General features: G+C 63.1%; 19 protein-coding genes. 12 read left to right on the plus strand and 7 right to left on the minus strand.

Going from position 1 to position 20,680, the window contains the following annotated elements; translation table 11 throughout:
* Positions 1-4 precede the first annotated feature (4 nt).
* From A0U94_RS13875 to A0U94_RS13895, 5 genes are all read right to left on the minus strand, one after another.
* Positions 5-964 carry a hypothetical protein gene (locus A0U94_RS13875; RefSeq protein ID WP_077803706.1) on the minus strand — a complete coding sequence of 320 codons (960 nt, stop codon included), beginning with the start codon at positions 962-964 and terminating at the stop codon, positions 5-7.
* Positions 961-1,890, minus strand: coding sequence for an Hsp33 family molecular chaperone HslO (gene hslO, locus A0U94_RS13880; protein WP_167369389.1), 930 nt, complete (start codon positions 1,888-1,890; stop codon positions 961-963). Before hslO ends, A0U94_RS13875 begins: the two co-directional genes overlap by 4 nt.
* On the minus strand, positions 1,890-2,918 hold the full coding sequence (gene argF / locus A0U94_RS13885) for an ornithine carbamoyltransferase (RefSeq protein ID WP_408735610.1): 1,029 nt from the start codon (positions 2,916-2,918) through the stop codon (positions 1,890-1,892). The genes hslO and argF overlap by 1 nt, the downstream gene beginning before the upstream one ends.
* The gene (locus tag A0U94_RS13890; RefSeq protein WP_167369390.1) at positions 2,840-4,036 is read right to left on the minus strand and encodes an aspartate aminotransferase family protein; all 1,197 of its coding nucleotides are present in this window, start codon (positions 4,034-4,036) and stop codon (positions 2,840-2,842) included. The genes argF and A0U94_RS13890 overlap by 79 nt, the downstream gene beginning before the upstream one ends.
* A gap of 168 nt (positions 4,037-4,204) precedes the next feature.
* Positions 4,205-5,782, minus strand: a complete 1,578-nt coding sequence (locus tag A0U94_RS13895; RefSeq protein ID WP_077803708.1) for a D-aminopeptidase — start codon at positions 5,780-5,782, stop codon at positions 4,205-4,207.
* Positions 5,783-5,847: 65 nt separating this feature from the next.
* On the opposite strand from A0U94_RS13895, the gene A0U94_RS13900 reads away from it, so the two are divergent.
* The 8 genes from A0U94_RS13900 to A0U94_RS13935 all read left to right on the plus strand — a co-directional run bounded on the left by A0U94_RS13900 (position 5,848) and on the right by A0U94_RS13935 (position 12,684).
* Entirely contained in the window at positions 5,848-6,462 is a 615-nt protein-coding gene (locus A0U94_RS13900) for a regulatory protein RecX (RefSeq protein WP_077804008.1), read from the plus strand.
* 5 nt (positions 6,463-6,467) lie between these two features.
* A complete protein-coding gene (locus A0U94_RS13905) occupies positions 6,468-6,950 on the plus strand; it encodes a CHAP domain-containing protein (protein ID WP_077803709.1) in 483 nt (160 codons plus the stop codon).
* A gap of 82 nt (positions 6,951-7,032) precedes the next feature.
* The gene (locus tag A0U94_RS13910; RefSeq protein WP_062108393.1) at positions 7,033-7,287 is read left to right on the plus strand and encodes a twin-arginine translocase TatA/TatE family subunit; all 255 of its coding nucleotides are present in this window, start codon (positions 7,033-7,035) and stop codon (positions 7,285-7,287) included.
* A complete protein-coding gene (locus A0U94_RS13915; RefSeq protein WP_062108391.1) occupies positions 7,287-7,913 on the plus strand; it encodes a methylthioribulose 1-phosphate dehydratase in 627 nt (208 codons plus the stop codon). The genes A0U94_RS13910 and A0U94_RS13915 overlap by 1 nt, the downstream gene beginning before the upstream one ends.
* A gap of 2 nt (positions 7,914-7,915) precedes the next feature.
* Positions 7,916-8,461 (plus strand): 1,2-dihydroxy-3-keto-5-methylthiopentene dioxygenase, encoded by a 546-nt coding sequence (locus A0U94_RS13920; protein ID WP_077803710.1) that lies wholly within the window; start codon positions 7,916-7,918, stop codon positions 8,459-8,461.
* A 9-nt stretch (positions 8,462-8,470) separates the two neighbouring features.
* A complete protein-coding gene (gene mtnC / locus A0U94_RS13925) occupies positions 8,471-9,154 on the plus strand; it encodes an acireductone synthase (protein WP_077803711.1) in 684 nt (227 codons plus the stop codon).
* A complete protein-coding gene (locus tag A0U94_RS13930; protein ID WP_077803712.1) occupies positions 9,151-10,074 on the plus strand; it encodes a bifunctional riboflavin kinase/FAD synthetase in 924 nt (307 codons plus the stop codon). Before mtnC ends, A0U94_RS13930 begins: the two co-directional genes overlap by 4 nt.
* Before the next feature lie 213 nt (positions 10,075-10,287).
* Positions 10,288-12,684, plus strand: coding sequence for a TonB-dependent receptor (locus tag A0U94_RS13935; RefSeq protein ID WP_077803713.1), 2,397 nt, complete (start codon positions 10,288-10,290; stop codon positions 12,682-12,684).
* Here A0U94_RS13935 and A0U94_RS13940 read toward each other — a convergent pair.
* Both A0U94_RS13940 and A0U94_RS13945 read right to left on the minus strand, forming a co-directional pair.
* The gene (locus A0U94_RS13940) at positions 12,678-13,457 is read right to left on the minus strand and encodes a tetratricopeptide repeat protein (RefSeq protein WP_077803714.1); all 780 of its coding nucleotides are present in this window, start codon (positions 13,455-13,457) and stop codon (positions 12,678-12,680) included. The two genes, A0U94_RS13935 and A0U94_RS13940, sit on opposite strands and share 7 nt — an antisense overlap.
* Positions 13,457-14,416, minus strand: a complete 960-nt coding sequence (locus A0U94_RS13945) for a TraB/GumN family protein (RefSeq protein WP_244178024.1) — start codon at positions 14,414-14,416, stop codon at positions 13,457-13,459. Before A0U94_RS13945 ends, A0U94_RS13940 begins: the two co-directional genes overlap by 1 nt.
* A 179-nt stretch (positions 14,417-14,595) precedes the next feature.
* Between A0U94_RS13945 and ileS the strand changes: the two genes are divergently transcribed.
* From ileS to mutL, 4 genes are all read left to right on the plus strand, one after another.
* A complete protein-coding gene (ileS, locus tag A0U94_RS13950) occupies positions 14,596-17,454 on the plus strand; it encodes an isoleucine--tRNA ligase (RefSeq protein WP_077803716.1) in 2,859 nt (952 codons plus the stop codon).
* Complete coding sequence (lspA, locus tag A0U94_RS13955) at positions 17,454-17,978, plus strand: signal peptidase II (RefSeq protein ID WP_077803717.1); 525 nt, start codon at positions 17,454-17,456, stop codon at positions 17,976-17,978. The genes ileS and lspA overlap by 1 nt, the downstream gene beginning before the upstream one ends.
* 77 nt (positions 17,979-18,055) lie before the next feature.
* Positions 18,056-18,628 carry a DUF3035 domain-containing protein gene (locus tag A0U94_RS13960; protein ID WP_062030712.1) on the plus strand — a complete coding sequence of 191 codons (573 nt, stop codon included), beginning with the start codon at positions 18,056-18,058 and terminating at the stop codon, positions 18,626-18,628.
* A gap of 87 nt (positions 18,629-18,715) precedes the next feature.
* Positions 18,716-20,602, plus strand: coding sequence for a DNA mismatch repair endonuclease MutL (gene mutL / locus A0U94_RS13965; protein ID WP_077803718.1), 1,887 nt, complete (start codon positions 18,716-18,718; stop codon positions 20,600-20,602).
* Positions 20,603-20,680 lie beyond the last annotated feature (78 nt).

Raw genomic sequence — 20,680 nt, forward strand, 5'->3', positions numbered from 1 at the left:
GGCGTTACTGACGACTGAAAAGGGACTTGATCCGGCTTTTCAGTCTCTGTCCAGATGCTGGAGGGTGAGAAGGGGACGCTGGCGGCTGTGGTATCGTAAAAGATGGCGCTGCCTTGGGAGAAGGGGGTGGTGGTGTTTCGTCCGGAACACTGGGACGAAGACCAAAAGCCTGCCCGACGCCGAAATCTTCCGCTCTGAACGGACGGGCGTCCCGGATCAGGGACACATGTTCGGGATGACGGGCATACCAGCCCAGAATGAGCCCCGGAATCATCGCCGCTGCGGGATCGTCACTGATCAGCATCGGAGCGTCAGGATAGTAAAAAGACGGGCGCAGGGCCGGAAGCGTTTCGTTCCAGATCAGATAAAAAACCGTATCGGCGTCCTGAAAGCGGCTTACGCTGAACGCCCCCACCTGAAAGGTGATCTGAGCCAGAAGGGGCAGCGCCGTGAAGGGAGACGAGACGATCAGCGGGCCCTGCCCGCGCTGGGCTGCCAGCAGCGCAGTGATCCGGTTTTCGCCGATCTGCCGCCCGTTCGGGCAGGGCAGTGCTTCACCGCTATCGGCATGGCCCGACGGCAGAAGAAGCGTATGCGGCGCAAACCCTCCAAGCCAGGAGCCGGAAAGTTCATTGACGGCGATTTCAGGCAGGGTGTCGCATGACGGACCGGTCTGCGGAGGAAGCGGAGCGCCCAGCACTCCGGTCGCGAGCGGCCAGAACACCGGATCCATCGCCATCAGAAGACGCCGCCGGACGGACGCTTCGAGCGACAGGACATGGCTTGCGCGGTACTCGCCTCCTTCAAGCCACCAGCAGGCCTGCTTCCCCGTGGCGTCTTCCGTGAAAACCACCACGCTGAAATCATCCGCCACGATTTCCCGGCTGCTTGCGCTCCAGCAGGGATAAAGCTGCTCGACCGGAAAGCCATCAAGCTTCACGCCATCAAGCAGGGGGATCATCATGCAGTCCGTTCTCCAAGTTCCCCGCGGGTGAAGCGGAAACCCACATTGCAGAATTCACAGTTCATCGTGATGGCGCCATTTTCGACCATGTGGTCGAGGTCGTCTTCCGGGAATGTCTCAAGAACGGAGGCCAGCCTCGCCCGGTTGCACCGGCAGCCATAAGCCAGGGCACGCGGCGTCCCTACGCGGACGTCCAGCGTCCCGAAAAGCCGCTGGATCAGGCGCTCGTTGGACAGGTCCGGGTCAAGGACTTCCTGCTCCGTCACCGTTCCGGCTAGTGTGCAGGCAGTTTCCCAGGCGTCCTCATCCTGTTCGGACGCCTCGATCCCGCCTTCTGCCGCGATCCGCTCCAGAACAAGCGCTCCGGCCTTCCATCCATCCGCCGATTTCGCACAGAACAGCCGGATCCAGCAGTCGTGCTGCTCGCTGGTCTGGAAATAGTTCACGGCCATGTCCGCCAGCGTCGTGCCGGTCAGATCCACGATGCCCTGATGCCGGTCCATGTCCGGCCCCTGGTCGATGGTGAACGCCATGTAGCCGTCCCCCAGAAGGCCCTTGGCCGTCTCAGGGAGGGCATCCCGGTCCGCATCCTCGCGCAGACGTGCGAAGAATCGCAGATCCCCGCTGTCTGTGGCATCCGTCACCAGCATTGAAACCGGACCGTCGCCCTTGATCTGGAGGGAAAAGGCCCCCTTGAACTTTAGGGCCGACACCATGGCCGCCACGAGGGCCAGCGCCTCTCCCCCAAGCTGCGAAACCCCATCGGGATTGTCATGCCGCGACAGGATGGCATCTGCCAGAGGCCCAAGCCGCACCAGACGTCCCCGCACCGGGGAGCGTTCCAGATAAAAGGGCGTAACGCCGCCCGAGACGACCATGTTCGGAACGTCAGGCCGGTTCGTGTCGAGGAAGGGTGGTGTATCCATCAACCGTTTTCTTTCCCAAGAGCCCAGAGCAGCAGGCCCTTCTGCGTGTGCAGGCGGTTTTCCGCCTCATCGAAGACAACGGACGCCTGGCCTTCAAAGACCTCCGGCGTCACTTCCTCTCCGATATGGGCAGGCAGGCAGTGCAGGAACAGGGCATCGGGCGCAGCTTTTGCCATCAGCGCCGTATCGACCTGATAGGGCTGGAACACCTTGAGGCGCGTTTCACGGTCCTTGTCCCCCATGCTGACCCAGGTATCCGTCAGCACGGCATCCGCGCCCGTGACGGCTTCAGCAGGGTCGCGGAAAACCTCGATCGTCGCACCATGGGCCCTTGCCCACGCCACGGCGTCAGGGTTGGGCGCGAACCCTTCCGGCGTTGCCAGGCGGACATTGAAGCCGAGAAGGGCCGCGCCTTCCATCAGGGATGTCGCGACGTTGTTGCCGTCGCCGATCCAGGCCAGCGTCTTGCCGCGGATCGGCCCGCGATGTTCCTCGAACGTCAGGACATCCGCCAGAATCTGGATCGGATGGGAGACGGGCGTCAGGCCGTTGATGACCGGAACCGAGCTCCATTTCGCCAGTTCGCGCAGATTGGCGTCATTCCCGGTCCGCAGCACGATCACGTCCAGAAAGCGCGACAGGACGCGGGCCGTGTCGGCCACCGTCTCGCCCCGGCCAAGCTGCATGTCGCCCGGCGAAAGGACTGAAACGGACCCGCCAAGCTGCCCCATCCCGACCTCGAACGACACGCGGGTGCGCGTCGAAGGCTGGGCGAGGATCAGGCCGAGGGTACGGCCTTCCAACGGGCGCTCCGGATGCAGAGGCTGACGGCGCCCGTTCTGCATGGCCTTGACCTTCGCTGAAAGGTCGATGATCTGCCGGATGATTTCGGGGCTGAAATCGCGCAGATCAAGAAAATGTCTCGGAGTCAGAGTCGCTGCTGTCGTGCTCACGATGCTTTCTCCTGCGTGGCAGAGGCTTTCAGGGACAGGGCGGCCTTCACGAGCCGCTCGCAGGCCTCGCGGCACTCGGCTTCCGTCACGACCAGCGGCGGAACAAGACGCAGCACATTGTCTCCAGCACTCACGGTCAGAAGGCCCTGATCCAGAACCGCCTGCATGACGTCGCCCACAGGCGGCACACAGTGCAGGCCGCGCATCAGCCCAAGACCACGCACATTGCCGAAAACGCCTTCCGAGCGGCTGACAACGTCTTCCAGCATCTTGCCGAACGCGTCTCCAACCGTACGGACATGCTCCAGAAAGCCGGGGCTCAGGATTTCTTCCAGAACGGTCACCCCGGCTGCGCAAGCCAGCGGATTGCCGCCAAAGGTCGTCCCGTGGGAGCCCGGTGTCAGGTGTCGCGCCAGCTCTTCCGTCGCAAGAACGGCACCGAGCGGGAAGCCACCACCAATGCCCTTGGCCACCGAAATTACGTCCGGACGGATGCCATACCATTCATGCGCGAACAGCTTGCCCGTCCGGCCCACACCGGTCTGGACTTCATCAAAACCCAGATACAGCCCGTATTCGTCACAGACGGCGCGCAGCCCTTCCATGAACTCGCGGGTCGCAGGCTTGATACCGCTCTCGCCCTGAACGGGCTCGACGATGATGCCCGCCGTGTGCGGTGTAATGGCCTCACGCAGCGTGTTGGTGTTGTTGAACGGCGCATGGTCGAACCCTTCCACCACAGGGCCAAAGCCCTTTTGATAGGCGGGATTGCCCGTCGCCGAAATCATGGCGAGCGTCCGGCCGTGGAAGGCCCCGTCAAAGCACAGGATGCTGGTCCGCTCCGGATGCCCGTTCTCGAACTGGGCGCGGCGGATCATCTTGACCATGCCTTCATTGGCCTCGGCGCCCGAATTGCAGAACAGCACGGAATCCGCGAACGTGTTCTGCACCAGCAGTTCCGCCAGCGCCTCCGCCTGCGGAACCCGGTACAGGTTCGAGACATGCATGACCTTCGCGGCCTGTTCCGCAATGGTTTTAACCAGTTTCGGATGGGCATGTCCCAGCGAAGTCACGGCAATGCCGGCCCCGAAATCCAGATATCGTCGCCCGTTCGTCGCCGTCAGCCAGACGCCTTCGCCCTGCTCGAAAGCGAGGTCGGCACGTTTGTAATTCGGCATCAGCGCGGGGATCATGATGGATCTCTGAATATCTGGTTGAAAACGAAACGGTTTATGCGGAATCGCAAAACCCTGCTCCGGTTGCCCGGAGCAGGGCTTCAAATTCCGCCCGTGCATAGTGAAGGGCAGAACGGGGTTCCGTCAAACCCCGGCGTGCCGGAATGTGGCGGTCAACCCGGCAGATCAGACCCGCTGATACAGCAGATCCCGCGCCAGCCAGCACCCGACCCGCACTGCCGTCACGCTGCCGCCCTGCCGCTCGAACGCCAGGGTCCAGTCTCCGGGGGCCGTGTGATCGAGTGCGCGCGGGCAGGGCAGAACCCACACATCCTTTGCCAGACGCTGGAGCATTTCCATCCGTCCATCGCCCAGTATTCCCGAAAAACCGCCATAAACCACACCACCCGTCAGTGTGATGGTCACTTCGGCCTTGTCCAGTTCCTCGCAGCGATAGACGCCCGCCAGTTCGGCAATATCCTCGCCGGGCGTCTCGTCACAGCGCATGAGGAGGCTCGTCCGGTTTTCTCCCGGACGCTCCACCACGACTTCCGGCCCCTCCGCAGTCTCCTGCGCCTTTACGACGACCGATCCCGCTTCGGCCCGCGTTGCCGAAATCCCTTCCAGAGCCTCCGGCACCATCAAATAGCGCAGCGTTGCTCCACCGGGTGCAGGTTCGATTCGGGCCGACAGTCCCGTCTCCCGCTCCAGATAGGTCCCATACAGCGCAGTCGGAGGCTGCGTGCTGCGGTCCGGCTCATAGGGAACGCCCAGAGCCGCTGCCAGAATCTGCGCCGCCGCAACCTGTGCCGCGCTCATGTGATTGAACATCACCACGACTGACAGACGCTCGGACGCGACGTGCAGTCGATGGGAGCGCCAGCCCCGCAACGCGCCGCCATGCATCGTCACATCCCGTCCGAACATCGTGCTGCGTTGCAGGCCGAATCCATAAGGCGCGGCCTGACCGTCGCTGAACGTCACCGGCGCGGTCAGACGCCGGTACAGACTGTCCGGCGCTTCACGTGTGGCATCAATGAACCGCTCCCAGGCGATCATGTCTTCCAGAGACGCCCCAAGCCCGGCATCTCCCGTCCAGATGACATTGTTGACCGCCGGACGGAAGCCGCTCTCCACGGTTCCTTCATAGCCGACTGTCCCATCCGGCATGGCACGCGTATCGGCGGCCAGAATGGCGCGTTCCATGCCCACCGGATTGAAAATGGATGTCTGGAGCAACTCGGCAAAGCTGCGTTCCGTCCGGTCCTGAAGAATGTCGGAAATCAGCCGGAAATTCTGGTTTACATAGGAATAGGACGTGCCGGGCTGAAACTGGAGCGTCCGCGTTCCCTCAATGACACGCCGGGCCTCGCGGTCTCCGAAATCCCCTTCGATGGGCGCGCCATGCAGCATCGCTACGGCCCAGTAATCCCGCAGGCCCGACTGGTTATGGGCGAGATGCAGCAGGCCCGGCGAAGGCTCATCGAGCTGCGGCAGCCGCGCATCCACATCCGCGTCCAGTTCCGACGGATCGTCATACAGATCGAGCAGTGTGGCGCAGGTGAACTGCTTGGTGATGGAGCACATGCGAAACAGCGTGGACGGCGTAAACGGAATGCGACGCTCCACATTCGCATAGCCCCAGCCATGCCGGACCAGAACTTCGCCGTCCTTCAGAACGGCCACGGCCCCGCCGGGGCCGGGAAAGCGGGCAGGGAGGGCGGAGACAGCCGCTTCAACACGGGTAAAAAGTGAATCGCTCATGGAGGGAAAGATGGCTCCAGACCGGCTTGCCGTAAATGCCTTTCACCCGGCATAATTGTCCCATCATGGAGGACAATCCTACCCCGCCCCCCGTTCCGGATGCCGCGTCCCTGCGTGAGGCCGCCTTGGCGCATCTCGCCCGCTTCGCCACGACCGAACAGGGTCTGCGTCAGGTGCTGGACCGCCGTCTGCGCCGCTGGGGCGTGCGTGCGTCGCACGCCGGTCTGCCCAACGAAGACATCGAATCCGCCATCGCCGCCCTGCGCCCCGCCATTGACGGGATCGTCGCGTCCATGACCGATCTGGGCGCCGTGGATGACGCAGGTTATGCCCGCAGCCGCGCCACCAGCCTGACCCGGACCGGGCGCTCCCGTCGTGCGGTGGAAGCGCATCTCGCCAACAAGGGTGTCGATCAGGAGACTGTCCGCGACGCCCTCAACGACTCGCTGGGCGAACGGTCGGACAGCACCGCACGGGAGGCCGAACTCGCTGCCGCCCTCGTTCTGGCCCGCAAACGCCGCCTCGGCCCGTTCCAGAGACCCGACCGGGAGGAAGAAGATCCTCTCAAGACCATGGGTGTTTTCGCCCGTAACGGTTTTTCCCGTGATGTCGCGCAGAGCGTGCTCGACATGGACCCCGATGAGGCGGAAGACCGCATCATCGCCTTCCGAAGTCTGTGACAGTGATGGCCCGCATTCTCCGCTGCCTGCCGCTCGGCCTGCTTGCGCTCCTCGCGGCCTGTGGCAACCGCTACGAATACAGCCGCGCCAGCTTCAACGGCCCGTTGCAATGCGCGCCCTATGCCCGCGAACGCACCGGGCTGAAACTGAGTGGCAGTGCGGCCTCATGGTGGGGGCAGTCTGCCGGACGCTATGCCCATACCCATATGCCCCGTCCCGGAGAAGTGCTGGTTTTCCGCGCCACATCCCGTGTTCCCAGCGGCCATGTTTCCGTCGTACGCCGACAGGTTTCAGACCGCACGATCCTCGTCGATCATGCCAACTGGGAGCCCGGCCGCATCGACCACGCTGTCCCTGTGACGGATGTGTCCGCCCGCAATGACTGGACGCTGGTGCGGGTCTGGTGGGCGCCTGTTCATGGTCTGGGAAAGCGCGCTTATCCGACCTACGGCTTCATTTCATCGCATGACAGTGACGACGCTTCCTGAGAGGAATGCTTGCACAATCGTTCAAGCCTTGCCACATGATGAGGCCTCGGGTGGATGCCCTCGCTTTTCGGAGTAACACACTATGGGTAGCATGAGCCCCGTTCACTGGCTGATTCTGGCGGTCGTCCTGCTCGTCGTGTTTGGCGGCGGCGGCAAGATCAGCGGCCTGATGGGAGACTTTGCGAAGGGCATCAAGTCCTTCAAGAAGAACATGGCCGACGATGAATCCATGACCGCGACGGACGCCCCGCAGGCTCCGGGTCATATTTCGCCGCCGAACCAGAACCCCGGCTATAGCCAGACGACCAACAGCGAAACACACCGCAATCAGGTCTGATGCAGAACCTCAAGGTTGATGAAAGCTGGGGCAATGCCAGCCGCCAGATCGTGCAGGCCGGCCAGCGGATGGACCAGCGCGGCTGGGTTCCGGCAACGGCGGGCAACCTGTCATGTCGCCTGCCGGATGGCCGGATCGCCATTACCCGCTCCGGCGGCCACAAAGGCTTTCTGACGGACAGCGACGTCATCGAGATCACGCCGGACGGCGTGCCGGTCGATCCCGCCAATCGCGCGAGTGCGGAAACGCTGCTGCACACGCAGCTTTACGCCCATGACCCCGCGATCGGCGCCGTTCTGCATGGCCATTCCGTCGCCGCGACCATCCTCTCCATGGATGAACCGTCCGACGCGATCACGCTGGCGGGCTATGAAGTCCTCAAGGTCTTCGAAGGCCAGACGACTCATGACACGAGCCTGGAACTGCCCCTGTTTCACAACGATCAGGACATCGCCCGGCTGGCCACGGTTGTTGCGCCAAAGCTCGCGGACATGCGCCTCGGCTATCTGATTCGCGGCCACGGCGTCTATGTCTGGGGCAAGGACATGTTCACGGCCCTGGCCCGCCTCGAAGGGCTTGAGTTCCTGCTGGCCTGCGAACTCGCCCGTCTGCAGAAGAAGGCCTGACCATGAGCCGCCTGACCGTTTACCGCGATGATGCTCCCGACATGATCCTGCTGGACGTCACCACGCCCGGCGAGATTGCGGAGACCCTGCGTCCCCACAATATCCGCTTCGACCGCTGGTCGGCTCCCGTTACACCGGCGCCTGACGCCCCGGCGGAAGAGGTTCTGGAGGCCTACCGCCCCTATCTGGACACGCTGATGGGCGAGACGGGCGCAGGCAGCGCGGATGTGGTGCGGATCAACGCGTCCACGCCGAACCTCCCGGAACTCCGGAAAAAGTTTCTGTCCGAACACACCCACAGCGAAGACGAAGTCCGTTTCTTCGTGCACGGGCAGGGCGCGTTCGTCCTGCATATCCGCGGGCGCGTCTATTCCGTTTTATGCACCCAAGGGGACCTGATCTCCGTTCCTGCAGGCATCCCGCACTGGTTCGACGCCGGGCCGAAGCCGGACGTGGTGGCCCTGCGCGTCTTCACCGACACGACCGGCTGGATCGCGCAATATACCGGCGATGACATCGCCAACCGCTTTCCCGCTGAAGTTCCCTGAAAGTCCCCCATGATCCGTCTCGTCCTGCTTGATATCGAGGGCACAACCCTGCCGATCTCTTTCGTGCGGGACGTCATGTTCCCCTATGCGGCCAAGGCCCTTCCGGCCCTGCTTCAGGACCACACGAACCCGACGGTCGTGGCGGCGCGGGCGGATATCGCCGTGGAATATCCGGGACAGGACCCGCTGACAGTCTGTCAGGACTGGATGAAAGCGGATGTGAAGGCAGCCCCTCTCAAGACGCTTCAGGGCCTAACCTGGCGTCAGGGTTTCGAGGACGGCACCCTTCAGGCCGACCTGTATCCGGATGTGCCACCCGCCCTGAAGGCCTGGTCGAAAGGCGGCCTGCGTCTGGCCGTCTACTCATCCGGCTCCATCCCGTCGCAGAAACTGCTCTACGGCCATACGGCACAAGGCGATCTGACGCCCCTGTTCGAAGACTTCTTCGATCTTTCGACCGGCGGGAAAAAAGACGCGGCCTCCTATGAAAAGATCACCGCCGCCGTCGGCCTTCCCGCAGACGAAATCCTGTTCTTGTCCGATATCGGCGCAGAGCTGGATGCCGCCCAGAGCGCAGGGATGAGCGTCTGTCAGCTCGTCCGCGAGCGGGACGGCACCATTCCGCATCCGGGTGTCGCGCAGGCTCCCGACCTGAACGCCGTTTCCAGCCAGTTTGGCCTGCCCGTCGTATGATCCTGCACACGGACTGGCGCCATATCCCTGCCTCCGCCCGCAATACGGTGGCAGCGCTGGGCAATTTCGACGGCGTACATCGCGGCCATGTGCATCTCCTCGAAACATTGCGGATGGCGCGGCCCGATCATCCGCTCTCGGTTGTCACGTTCGACCCACACCCCCGAACACTGTTCCGCCCGCAGGACCCGCCGTTCCGCCTGATGCTGCCGGATGTCCGCGCCGCAGCCCTCGGCAGCCAGGGCGTTGAACACGTCTTCCAGATCCCGTTCGATGCGGAATTCTCCCGTCTGAGCGCCGACCGGTTCGTGAACGATGTTCTCGTGAAGGGCCTCGGTGTGGCGCATGTGGCCTGTGGTGCGGATTTCGCATTCGGCCACCGTCGTCACGGCAATATCGACCGTCTTGAGGCTCTTCTCGTGCCCCATGGAATCGGTCTGACCATCGTGCCCCAGCTTGTCGATGACGGGGGCCCGATTTCCTCCAGCCGCATCCGTCGCCTGTTGCAGGAAGGCTATCCTGAGCGCGCAGCCGAGGAACTGGGCCGTCTCTGGAGCATCACCGGTCCTGTCATGCACGGAGACCAGCGCGGGCGTCTTCTCGGCTTCCCTACGGCCAATATTCCCCTGACGCAGCATCTCGAACCCGCGCGCGGCGTCTATGCCGCCCGCGTTACACTGCCCGATGGCCGGGTGATCCCCGGTGTCGCCAATATCGGCCGTCGTCCCACGATCAATGACGGCCGGGAAAGCCGCCTTGAAGTCCATCTCTTCGACTTCAACGAAGACCTGTACGGCCAGACCCTCAGCGTTGCGCTGATCGCGCTGCTGCGTGAGGAAAAGAAATTCTCCGGTCTGGACGAACTCAAGGCCCAGATTGCTGCCGATGCCGCACAGGCCCGCTCCATTCTGGCTGACTGAACTTTCTCCAGTCTTCTGAATCCCGCCGGACCGTCACCCTTCCCCGTTTTCGGGGGAGGGTTTTTTTTTGCAGTATGACATTGTGTGTCGTTTCTGCCACGTCTTTGAAGAGAGAATGAGAATCCTTCGCATTTTTATGGAATCGGTATTGAGAATAATTCTCAATAAATCTTTAAGGGCAGCATCAGTTTTCGTTTGCAGGATCATGATCCGATGTCGTCCAGAACACCTCGCCCGCCTCTGGGCTCGCTCTCTCTGGCTGCCGGCCTGACGCTCGTCTGTACCGCAGCCCATGCCCAGCAGACTGATGTCCGGCACCATCACAAGGCCCGTCGTCAGGCCCCCCAAAAAAATAACGCCCTGCACCCGCAGGAAACGCGGCCTGTGGCCCCGAAGAGTGTGACGCCTGTTCCGAAAACGGCGGATAACAGCATCAGCGCCGCCCCTGAGGAAGAAGAGCACCTCCAGGTCGTCGGTTCCCCCATGAACATCCTGCACGAGACCATGGGTCTGAGCCGGATGCCGGAAGATGCGCTGCATACCCCGCAGACGATCAACATCGTCCCCCAGCTTCTGATGCAGCAGCAGAACGTCAAATCCCTCGACGAAGCCCTGCGCAACGTTCCGGGCATTACAGCGTCCGTCGGCGAGGGTGAGGGCGGCATGGCGGGCGACCAGTTCCTCATCCGCGGTTTTCAGGCCCAGAACGACATTTACGAGAACGGCCTGCGCGATTTCGGCGTCTATACCCGCGACAGTTTCGATTATGACCATGTCTCGGTCATCAAGGGACCGTCTTCCGAAGTCTTCGGCAATGGCACGACGGGCGGCGCTATCAACATCACCACCAAGGTCGCCCATCTCGCCGACAGCTATGGCGGCAGCTTCTCGGGAGGCTCCGCTGATTATTATCGCGGCACGCTCGATTTCAATAAACAGATCGGGGATTCCACGGCCATCCGCATCACTGGCATGGGTAACGAGAACAACACGGTCGGCCGCGACAACGTCTATTCGCATCGCTGGGGCATCGCGCCGTCGATCGCATTCGGTCTGGGCAAGCGCACGACGTTTACGCTGGAATATTTCCACCAGACCGACAACCGCGTGCCGGATTATGGTGTGCCGGTCGTGACCAAGCCGGGCACGACCATTGCAAAGCCCCTGACGGAATACGGCCTGAACCGCAACAACTGGTACGGCACGAGCTACGATCAGGATGCTTCAAACGTGGACATGCTGACAGGCCGCCTGAAATTCGACCTGAACAGGCATATCACTCTGTATGACGACCTGCGCGGCGGCATGTACAGCCGGTACTTCTCCTCCTCACAGCCCGGCTGCGATACGACCTGCGTGGCCAATTATTTCAACAACCCCCAGGCGGCGACCGTCAACCGGCGCGGTCATCTGGGCGGTCCCGAGCCCTATCAGCAGGATGACTGGTCCGTACAGAACGTCTTCTCGGGCGTTGCGAAATTCTCCACGGGCAGCATCCGGCACCAGATCATCGCCGGCGTCGATGTCGCGCATATCTATGACCGCCGCACCAATTACGCCTATAATTTCAATGGCCAGAACGGCACGCGAACCGATACCACAAGCCTGCTCCATCCCTCCGCCACACAGCCCGGACTGCTGCTCGGCACACTGGGCCAGTATAGCGGTACCCTCGTCAGCATCCCCGGCGTTGGCCGTGCGCTCTATAAAACGGGTGATGCCACCGATGTGGGCGCGTTCTTCTCTGAACAGATCTGGCTTCTGCCGGAATTCTCGATCCGTGGCGGTTTTCGCTGGGACCACTGGGACAGTCACTATTCGGCCAATGGCGGCACGATCGGCGCAGGCGTGGCCTACGGGCAGCAGCAGGACACATTCAATCCGACCGTCAGCCTGATGTACACGCCGACCAGCGATCTCATGGTCTATTTCAACTGGGCGCAGTCCACCACGCCGCTGGGCCTGTATGTGACGAACAGCTCCGAACCCCTGAAATCCTCCACGCAGGGCTTCAGCCCCGAGCGCAGCAGTCTGTACGAACTGGGAGCGAAGTATAACGCCTTCCATGGCCGCATGGGCTTTACGGCCTCCGTTTTCCGTCTGGAAAAGGGCAACGCCCTCATGACCGATCCTTCAACGGGCGATGTGTCGTCTTCCAGCGATCGCCAGCGCAATCAGGGCGTCGAACTCAGTGTGTCGGGTGAGATCCTGAAGAACTGGACCATGATCGGCACCTACGCCTATTACGACGCCACAACCGTCTCGTCCCTGACGGCCGCCGATGTCGGCAAGCGCATCCAGTATGCTCCGAAAAACTCCGCCACCATCTGGTCTACCTATACGATCGCGCCGAACCGCCCGTGGAACGTCACGTTTGGCGGAGGCCTGACCTGGCGTGACGGCGTTTATCTGAATGCCACAAATACAGGGTATGTGCCCGCGACCGTGGAGTGGGATGCCGTGATTTCCCATAATTTCGGCAAGCACTGGCGCGTGGCCATGAACGGCTACAACCTCGACAACCGCCTGAATTACAGCAATCTGTTCAGCGATCGCGCCACTCCGGCTGTCGGACGGTCCTTCCTCTTCAACCTTTCGGCGAATTACTGAGCCGAAACAGCTTCGCCTGAAGGAGAAATTCCCATCTCTTTCAGGCGCGTGCGGACCCGCTCCAGCAGGTCCGCATCGCCTTTCGGCCCCAGCGCTGTAAGTTTCTGGTCCATCGCCAGCAGGATGTCGGACGTCGCATCCACAACCGCCTGACGCCACCAGCCCAGCGCTTCTTCGGTTTTTCCGGCATCCACGAGCGCCGTCGCATAATTGTGCTGCCCCCGGTAATCGCCGCCCTCGGCCGATTGCCGGTACCAGTCCAGCGCTGCCGCCCGGTCCTGTGGCACGACCCAGCCTTCTTCCAGAAACCGCGCATAAAGGTTCATGGATTTCGCATGACCGTGACCGGCGGCCGTGCGGAACAGATCCAGCGCCCGTGGCAGATCCGCGTCCATGCCAATCCCGCGCATGGTCAGGATGCCCAGATTGTACCGGCCCCATTCGTCGCCCGCAGTGGCGGCGGCGGCGTAACAGTGCGCTGCCTGTTGCAGATCCTTCTCGCAGCCCCAGCCGAACTGGAAACACCGGCCGCGCATGTTGTGCCCCGGCCCGAACCCGGCACTGGCCGCGATCGTGAACCAGTCCAGCGCCCCCGCCGGATCGCGCGGAACATGCACGCTGTCCAGCAGCACCTGCCCCCATTGCACGATCTGAAGATGCTGACCCTTCAGCGCCCCCTGCCGGATTTCTTCGATCTGCGGTGGCAGGACAGGGGCCTCAGGACGACGGGGGCGGGCTTTGCGGCCCAGAAATTTCCGAACGATCCGCTTCATCAGAGTGCCGGCACGATCTGCTGGACCTCAAATCCGTCCTTTCGCAGCAGGGCGGGCAGTCCCTTCGGCCCGGCCATATGCAGGGAGCCTACCGCCACGAACAGGGAGGCCCCACCGGCATGAAGCTGTTCGATTTTCTGCGCCATGCCGACATTCCGATCGTCCAGAAGCCGCGACATGAAGCGCCGTTCCTGCGCAGTGTTCAGACAGTCACACCAGTCCCGGTACGCATCCAGCCGCTTCACGTCACTGGATGCCCACATTTCAGCAAGCCGCCGGTTTTCGGTCTGTGTCTTGCCCGATGACACGCCCTTGACGATGTCGTCGATGAACGCATCTTCATCCGCCTGATCCGGCCCGATCAGCAGGTCACGCTGCATCTGCACCGTCTCCAGCCCGATCAGCGGTTTTTTCAGACTGCCCGCCATGCCTTGAAGCACGGCATCCACGGCATAATCCGGATAATATCCGTCCCAGCGTGAGGCCAGGGATTCGACCCCGGCCGCCTCCACGCCCACAGCCACATGCGCGAACGCCGCGCTGGGCACGCATTGCTGATCCATGAGGGCATCCACCTTCACCTTGCGTCCGGACTGCACGAGATGCGCCCAGCGCACCGCATCTTCGGGTTGGCGCAAGATGGTCGCAGTATCGGGGGCGTTCAGATCAAGCTCCAGCGCGACCTTACTGCTGTGCAGGATCGCAGAGCGTGTCAGCGGACCGGGCATCAGCCAGTCCTGCTTCGCGACATGCAGCGTCCCATACAGCCACGACGAATGCCCGTCCTTCGTCACTTTCCACAAAAAGCCCCGGTCCGGAGCCGTCCGGAACATCTGCCCCATCCGGGCCTTTTCCGGCACACTCGCCGCCGCCGGACAGCGGGGCGCCTGTGCCAGGGCCCCCGTGCAGAAAACCAGAACAAGCCCTGCAACAGACTGGAAAAAACGATGTGACCGCACGGACCTGCCTTCTGAAAAAAGCGCCATATCCCGCATCATCCGCCAGTCCTGCTGTCCCGGCAACCCGCTTTGAGGCGGCCCTGCATTGCTGCCGCCCTCAACCCTGGACTTGACCGGATTGGCTCCCGATCTCCATATGGTCCCCCTTAATGTGAATGACCGAAACTGGCCCGTCCCCCATGTCCGATAAGACTCCCGATCCTTCCGTCGCCGCATTCAAGGAACAGCAGGACCGCTACCGCGATACCGTGTTCCTTCCCCGCACCGGCTTTCCGATGCGTGGCGGCCTGCCCAAGCGCGAGCCCGAGACGCTCGCCCGCTGGGCTGCGATGGGGCTGGACGACCGGATCCGCGAAGCCGGGAAGGGACGTCCCGTCTTCACGCTTCACGACGGCCCCCCCTACGCCAACGGTCACATTCATATCGGACACGCCCTGAACAAGGTGATGAAGGACGTGGTCAACCGCGCCCATCGCATGTCGGGTTACGAGGTCCGTTATCTTCCGGGCTGGGACTGTCATGGCCTGCCGATCGAATGGCGGATCGAGGAGCAGTATCGCAAGGCCGGCAAGGACAAGGACCAGGTGCCGCTGCTCCAGTTCCGCGCCGAGTGCCGCCAGTACGCTGCCGAATGGGTCCAGAAACAGGCTGAAGACTTCAAGCGCATCGGCGTACAGGCCGAATGGGCCAACCGCTATGTGACGATGGACTTCAGCTCCGAAGCCAAGATCGTCGATGAAATCGGCAAGTTCCTGCTCAATGGCAGCCTCTATCGCGGCCTGCGCCCAGTCATGTGGAGCCCGGTCGAGAAGACCGCCCTGGCCGAAGCCGAGATCGAATACCACGATATCGACTCCACCACGATCTTCGTGGCCTTCCCGGTCATCAAGGACCCGACGCCGGCCCACGCCCTGAGTGGCGTCTCGGCCGTCATCTGGACGACCACGCCCTGGACCATCCCCGCCAACCGCGCGCTCGCTTACGGTCCGGACATCACCTACGTGGTTCTGCGCGTTGACGAGACGAACGAGAACAGTGTCGTTCCGCAGGGCGCGAAACTGTTGGTGGCTGAAGACCGCGTGGAAGCGTTCTCCGCGGATGCCGGCATCACGGCCCATCACATTCTCTACACCCTGCCGGGCAATGGCCTCGAAGGTGCGGTCTGCGCCCATCCGCTGCGCGGCCGTGGCTATGAATATGACGTGCCGATGCTGCCGGGCGAGTTCGTCACGACCGATGCCGGTACGGGCCTCGTCCACATGGCGCCGTCGCATGGTCAGGACGACTTTGCACTCTGCCGCCAGTACGGCATCGAAGTCCCCGAACTGGTGGAAGACGACGGTCGTTACGCGCCGTGGGTTCCGCATCTGGCTGGCATTCACGTCTTCAAGGCCGCCGATCCGGTCTGCGACCTGTTGACGGAAGCCCGCCAGTCCGCCGAACATGACGACGCACCCGCCACCGGCCTTATGGCCCGCGGCTCGGTCCGCCATTCCTACCCGCATTCCTGGCGCTCCAGAGCCCCGATCATTTTCCGGGCGACGCCGCAGTGGTTCATCGCGATGGATGGCGAGACGAAGCTGCGCGAAAAATCCCTCAGCGCGCTGGATAACGTCACCTTCGTCCCCGAAGCGGCACGCCGCCGTCTCACGTCGATGATCGAACAGCGCCCCGACTGGTGCATCTCCCGCCAGCGCGCCTGGGGCGTGCCGATCGCGGTTTTCGTTGAGAAGCGCACCGGCGAGGTCCTGCGCGATGCCGCCGTCATGCAGCGCATCGTCGAGGCCTTCCGGGAGAAGGGGGCTGATGTCTGGTATGAAGCCGACCCGGCCGTGTTCCTTGGCGCCGACCGCAATCCCGCCGATTATGAACAGGTCTTCGACATCGTGGATGTCTGGTTTGAAAGCGGCTCGTCCCATCGCTTCGATCTGGGGCAGGAGGGGCTGAACTTCCCCGCCGATGTCTACCTTGAAGGCTCCGACCAGCATCGCGGCTGGTTCCAGTCCTCCCTGCTGGAAAGCGTCGGCACGATGGGCGTTGCGCCCTACAAGGCGCTCGTGACCAACGGCTTCGTCATGGACGAGCAGGGCCGCAAGATGTCCAAGTCGCTGGGCAATGTCGTGGCCCCGTCTGACGTGACGGACAGTCTCGGCGCGGATATTCTGCGTCTGTGGGTCCTGAACTCCGACACGAACGAAGACCTTCGCATCGGGCAGGAAATCCTCAAGCAGCAGGGCGAGCTCTACCGCCGCCTGCGCAACACGCTGCGCTGGCTCCTCGGCGCGCTTGATGGCTTCACGCCTGAAGAAGCCGTGTCTTATGCCGATCTGCCGCCGCTAGAGCAGTATATCCTGCACCGCCTGTCGGAACTGCGCGGTCTGATCTCCAGCGCGGTCGAAACGCATCAGTGGGTGGGTGTGTATCCGGCGCTGCACGGGTTCTGCACCACCGACCTCTCGGCGTTCTATTTCGACATCCGCAAGGACGCGATCTACTGCGACGCCAAATCCGATCCGACGCGCCGCGCGGCCCGCACGGTTCTGGACGTCCTGCACCGCGCGCTCTGCACCTGGCTGGCCCCTGTTCTCGTCTTCACGGCGGAAGAAGCCTGGCAGGCCCGTTTCGGCGAGAACGACAGCGTGCATCTTGCGCAGTTCTTTGAGCCGGACGTTGAATGGAACGACCCCGAACTCGGCAACCGCTGGGAAGACATCCGCGCCTATCGCCGCCTTGTCACGACCGAGCTGGAAACGGCCCGTCGTGACGGCACGATCGGCTCCTCGCTCGAAGCCAGCGTCACGCTGCCGCTGTCGCAGGAAGAAGCCGGAATTCTGGGGGGGCTCGACTGGGCCGAACTTCTCATCACGTCCCATGCCGAAACCGAGCTGCTGCCGGGCGACACGGCCCATGGCGGCCCGCAGGTCGAGCGTGCGCCGGGCCATAAATGCGCCCGCTGCTGGAAAGTCCTGCCGGAAGTTGGCGAAAATGCCGAACATCCTGCCCTGTGCCGCCGCTGCATCGACGTGGTGAGCGCCTGATGTCCCTGTGGCATGACGGTATGAGCCGCACGGGGCGCATGGTTCTGGGCTTCGTTCTGCTGCTTCTGGTTCTCGTTCTGGATCAGGCCAGCAAGGACTGGATCCTGTATGCCTATCACCTGCCGGATCGCGGCTCGGTCGAGATCCTGCCGTTCCTGAACTTTACGATGGTTTGGAACCATGCCGTAACTTTCGGCATGTTCGGCGGTCTGGGCAGCCGGGGTCCCTGGATCTTCTGCGCTGTCTCGCTGATTGCGGTGGGGCTTCTGGTCTGGACGCTGACGCGTACGAAGCGCACGCTGGTGGCGGCGTCGTGTGGTGCGATCGCCGGGGGCGCCATTGGCAATGCCATTGACCGTTTGCGCTATGGCGCGGTCGTGGATTTCCTGCATGCCCATGCTTTCGGCTGGTCATGGTATGTCTTCAACGTCGCGGATTCCGGGATCGTCTGCGGTGTGGCCGTCTGGCTGATCGACTCCCTTCTCGCCGAACGTCAGGCCGCCAGAGCTTCGAACACGAAGTGATACGCTGGCGGAACTTGTTTCCACGTCCTGGTCCGGCCTTGCTCCCGCGCCGTGTGAACTGTAGGAGTGTTCCAATCATGATCGCGTCCCAGGGGCCCTCCATGCGTCGTAACCGTCTTTTCGTTGCCCGTCTCAGTGTCCAGATGGGTGCCATGGCTTCCGTCGGCCTGCTGCTTTCGGGCTGCTCGGGCGCCGATGTCTCCCGCGCGATCGGTCTCGAACGGGCCATGCCCGACGAGTACACCGTCACAACCCGCGCGCCGCTCTCCATGCCGCCTTCCGAGCAGATGCAGCTCCCCGGCGCGGCGGATGCCCATCGCCCGGACGAAAGCCCGCGCATGCAGGCGCTCGAAACGCTCTCGCCGGACACGGCCCTGCATCCGGACTCCGGTAAAGGCAGCACGGGGCAGACCGCACTGGTCGGACAGGTGGACAAGTCCGCCAATGCGCCGAACAATGCCGAACTCGGCGCGGCCGATGCCGGCTTTGTGGACAACCTGATGTTCTGGAAAGGCGGCAATGCCGGGTCCGTCGTCGATGGTGACGGCGAAAACCGTCGCATCCGCGAGAACTCGGCTCTGGGCCGCAACCCCGCAACGGGCGCCACCCCGACGGTCCGCAAGAAGAAAGCCTTCCTCGGCGTTCTCTGAGTATGCCCGTTCCTTCCGCTCCCTGACGGGGCAGAAGGAACGGCCCTGTCTGCCGTCCGGCTCCAGTCCGGACGATGAGGAGGCATCGTGACCGAGGCCCCGTCCTTTCCCCGCCCCCCAAGTCGCCCAACAATCCGTCGCTTGTCCGGTCATGTGATCGACCTGATCGCAGCGGGCGAGGTCATCGAACGTCCGGCCGCCGCGCTGAAGGAACTGGTCGAAAACGCCATTGATTCCGGCGCAACCCGCATCGTGGTCGCGCTGCGTGCAGGGGGGACGGACCGGATCGACGTTACGGATAATGGTTGCGGCATGAGCCCGCTTGAGCTGGAACTGGCTGTCGAGCGGCACTGCACTTCCAAACTTCAGGACGACCATCTCGTCCAGATCCGGACGCTCGGGTTCCGGGGCGAGGCTCTGCCCTCCATCGGCGCCAGCGCGCGGCTTTCAATCACGTCCCGCACGCCCGATGCCGATACCGCCTGGTGCATCCGCGTTGATGGCGGCATCATCACCCCACCACAGCCCGCTTCCGGCCCTGTCGGCACACGCATGGTTGTGACGGATCTGTTCTTCGCCACCCCGGCGCGACGCAAATTCCTCAAAAGTGCGCGCGTTGAGAACGGGCATGCCGAGTCCGTCATGCGGCGGCTGGCCCTGTCCGCGCCCCAGTGCGCCATGCGTGTCCTGCTGGATGACAAGGTCCTGTTCGATCTGCCCGAACAAAGCCCGATCAGTCGTGCGGCGTCCATCCTCGAGACCACGCCCGATACGCTGATCCCGCTCGACGAACAGCGCGGTGCGGTGCGCCTGTCGGGTTTTGCCTGTGGTCCGGCCCGGACCCGCGCTACCGGATCGGGGCAGTTCATTCTGGTCAACAACCGTCCGGTGACAGACCCGATGCTTCGCACCGCCATTCGTGTAGCCTATCGTCCCGTCATCGAGCGCGGCCGCTTCCCGGTCATGGCGCTGCATCTGAAAGTTCCGCTGGAACGGCTGGACGTGAACGTCCATCCCGCCAAGACGGAACTACGTTTCGCCGACGAAGCCGAAATCCGCTCCCTCGTCATCGGCGGTCTGGGCCGGGCGCTGGGGCATGGCTCGAAGGGCGGAGGCGGCATCCATGCGAGTTTCGCCCCGCGGTCTTCCATCGTCTATCCGCCCCGGTCACCAGAAATCCGTCCGCCGGAACCGCGCGAGACGATGACGTCGCTCCCGTTGCAGGCCAGCCTGCCCCCAGCCTCGACGTCAGGGTCTGAGCGTGCACCCCAAACCCCGCAGGCCGCGCCCCGTCAGGGTTTCGCGGAAACGGACCCCGCTTTCGCGCCCGCCGCCCGCGCCCCGCAGCAGCCCGAGGCGCTCGATCCGGCGTTCCCGCTCGGCGCGTCCATCGCGCAGGTTTTCGACACCTACATTCTCGCGCTTGCGCCCGATGGTGACCTGATCCTCGTGGACCAGCATGCGGCCCATGAACGCCTGACCCATGAGCGTCTGCGCGAACAATACGCGAGCGGCGGCACCCTGCGTGCGCAGGCCCTCCTCCTGCCCGAAGTGGTGGATCTGCCCCGCCGCGAGGCCGAGGCCCTCATGGCACGGGCGGAGGATCTGGCCAGACTCGGGATCGACCTCGAATCCTTCGGCCCCGGCAGTGTGCTGCTGCGGTCGGTTCCGGCCCTTCTGGGCGCGCAGGACATTCAGGGCCTCCTGAAGGACGTCGCTGACGAACTGGCCAGCGATCCGGATCTGGATGCCGCCAGTACGGGAAGTTTCGCACATCATCTGGATGCCATTCTCGCGCGCATGGCCTGTCATGGAAGTATCCGCGCAGGTCGTCGTCTCAAGCCTGAAGAAATGGATGCCCTGCTGCGGGAGATGGAACGTACGCCGCGCGCCAATACCTGCTCGCATGGACGGCCCACATGGCTCAGACTGACACGACGGGAACTTGAACGCCTCTTTGGGCGCGTAAAATAACACGCAGGGTTGAAGAGTGGTTTCTTGCAGCCCCATGTTAGGACCAGCGGCGATCACTTTGCCGACAGGAAAGACAAC

The sequence above is a fragment of the Gluconobacter albidus genome, from assembly GCF_002005485.1.
Classification (GTDB): Bacteria; Pseudomonadota; Alphaproteobacteria; order Acetobacterales; family Acetobacteraceae; genus Gluconobacter; species Gluconobacter albidus.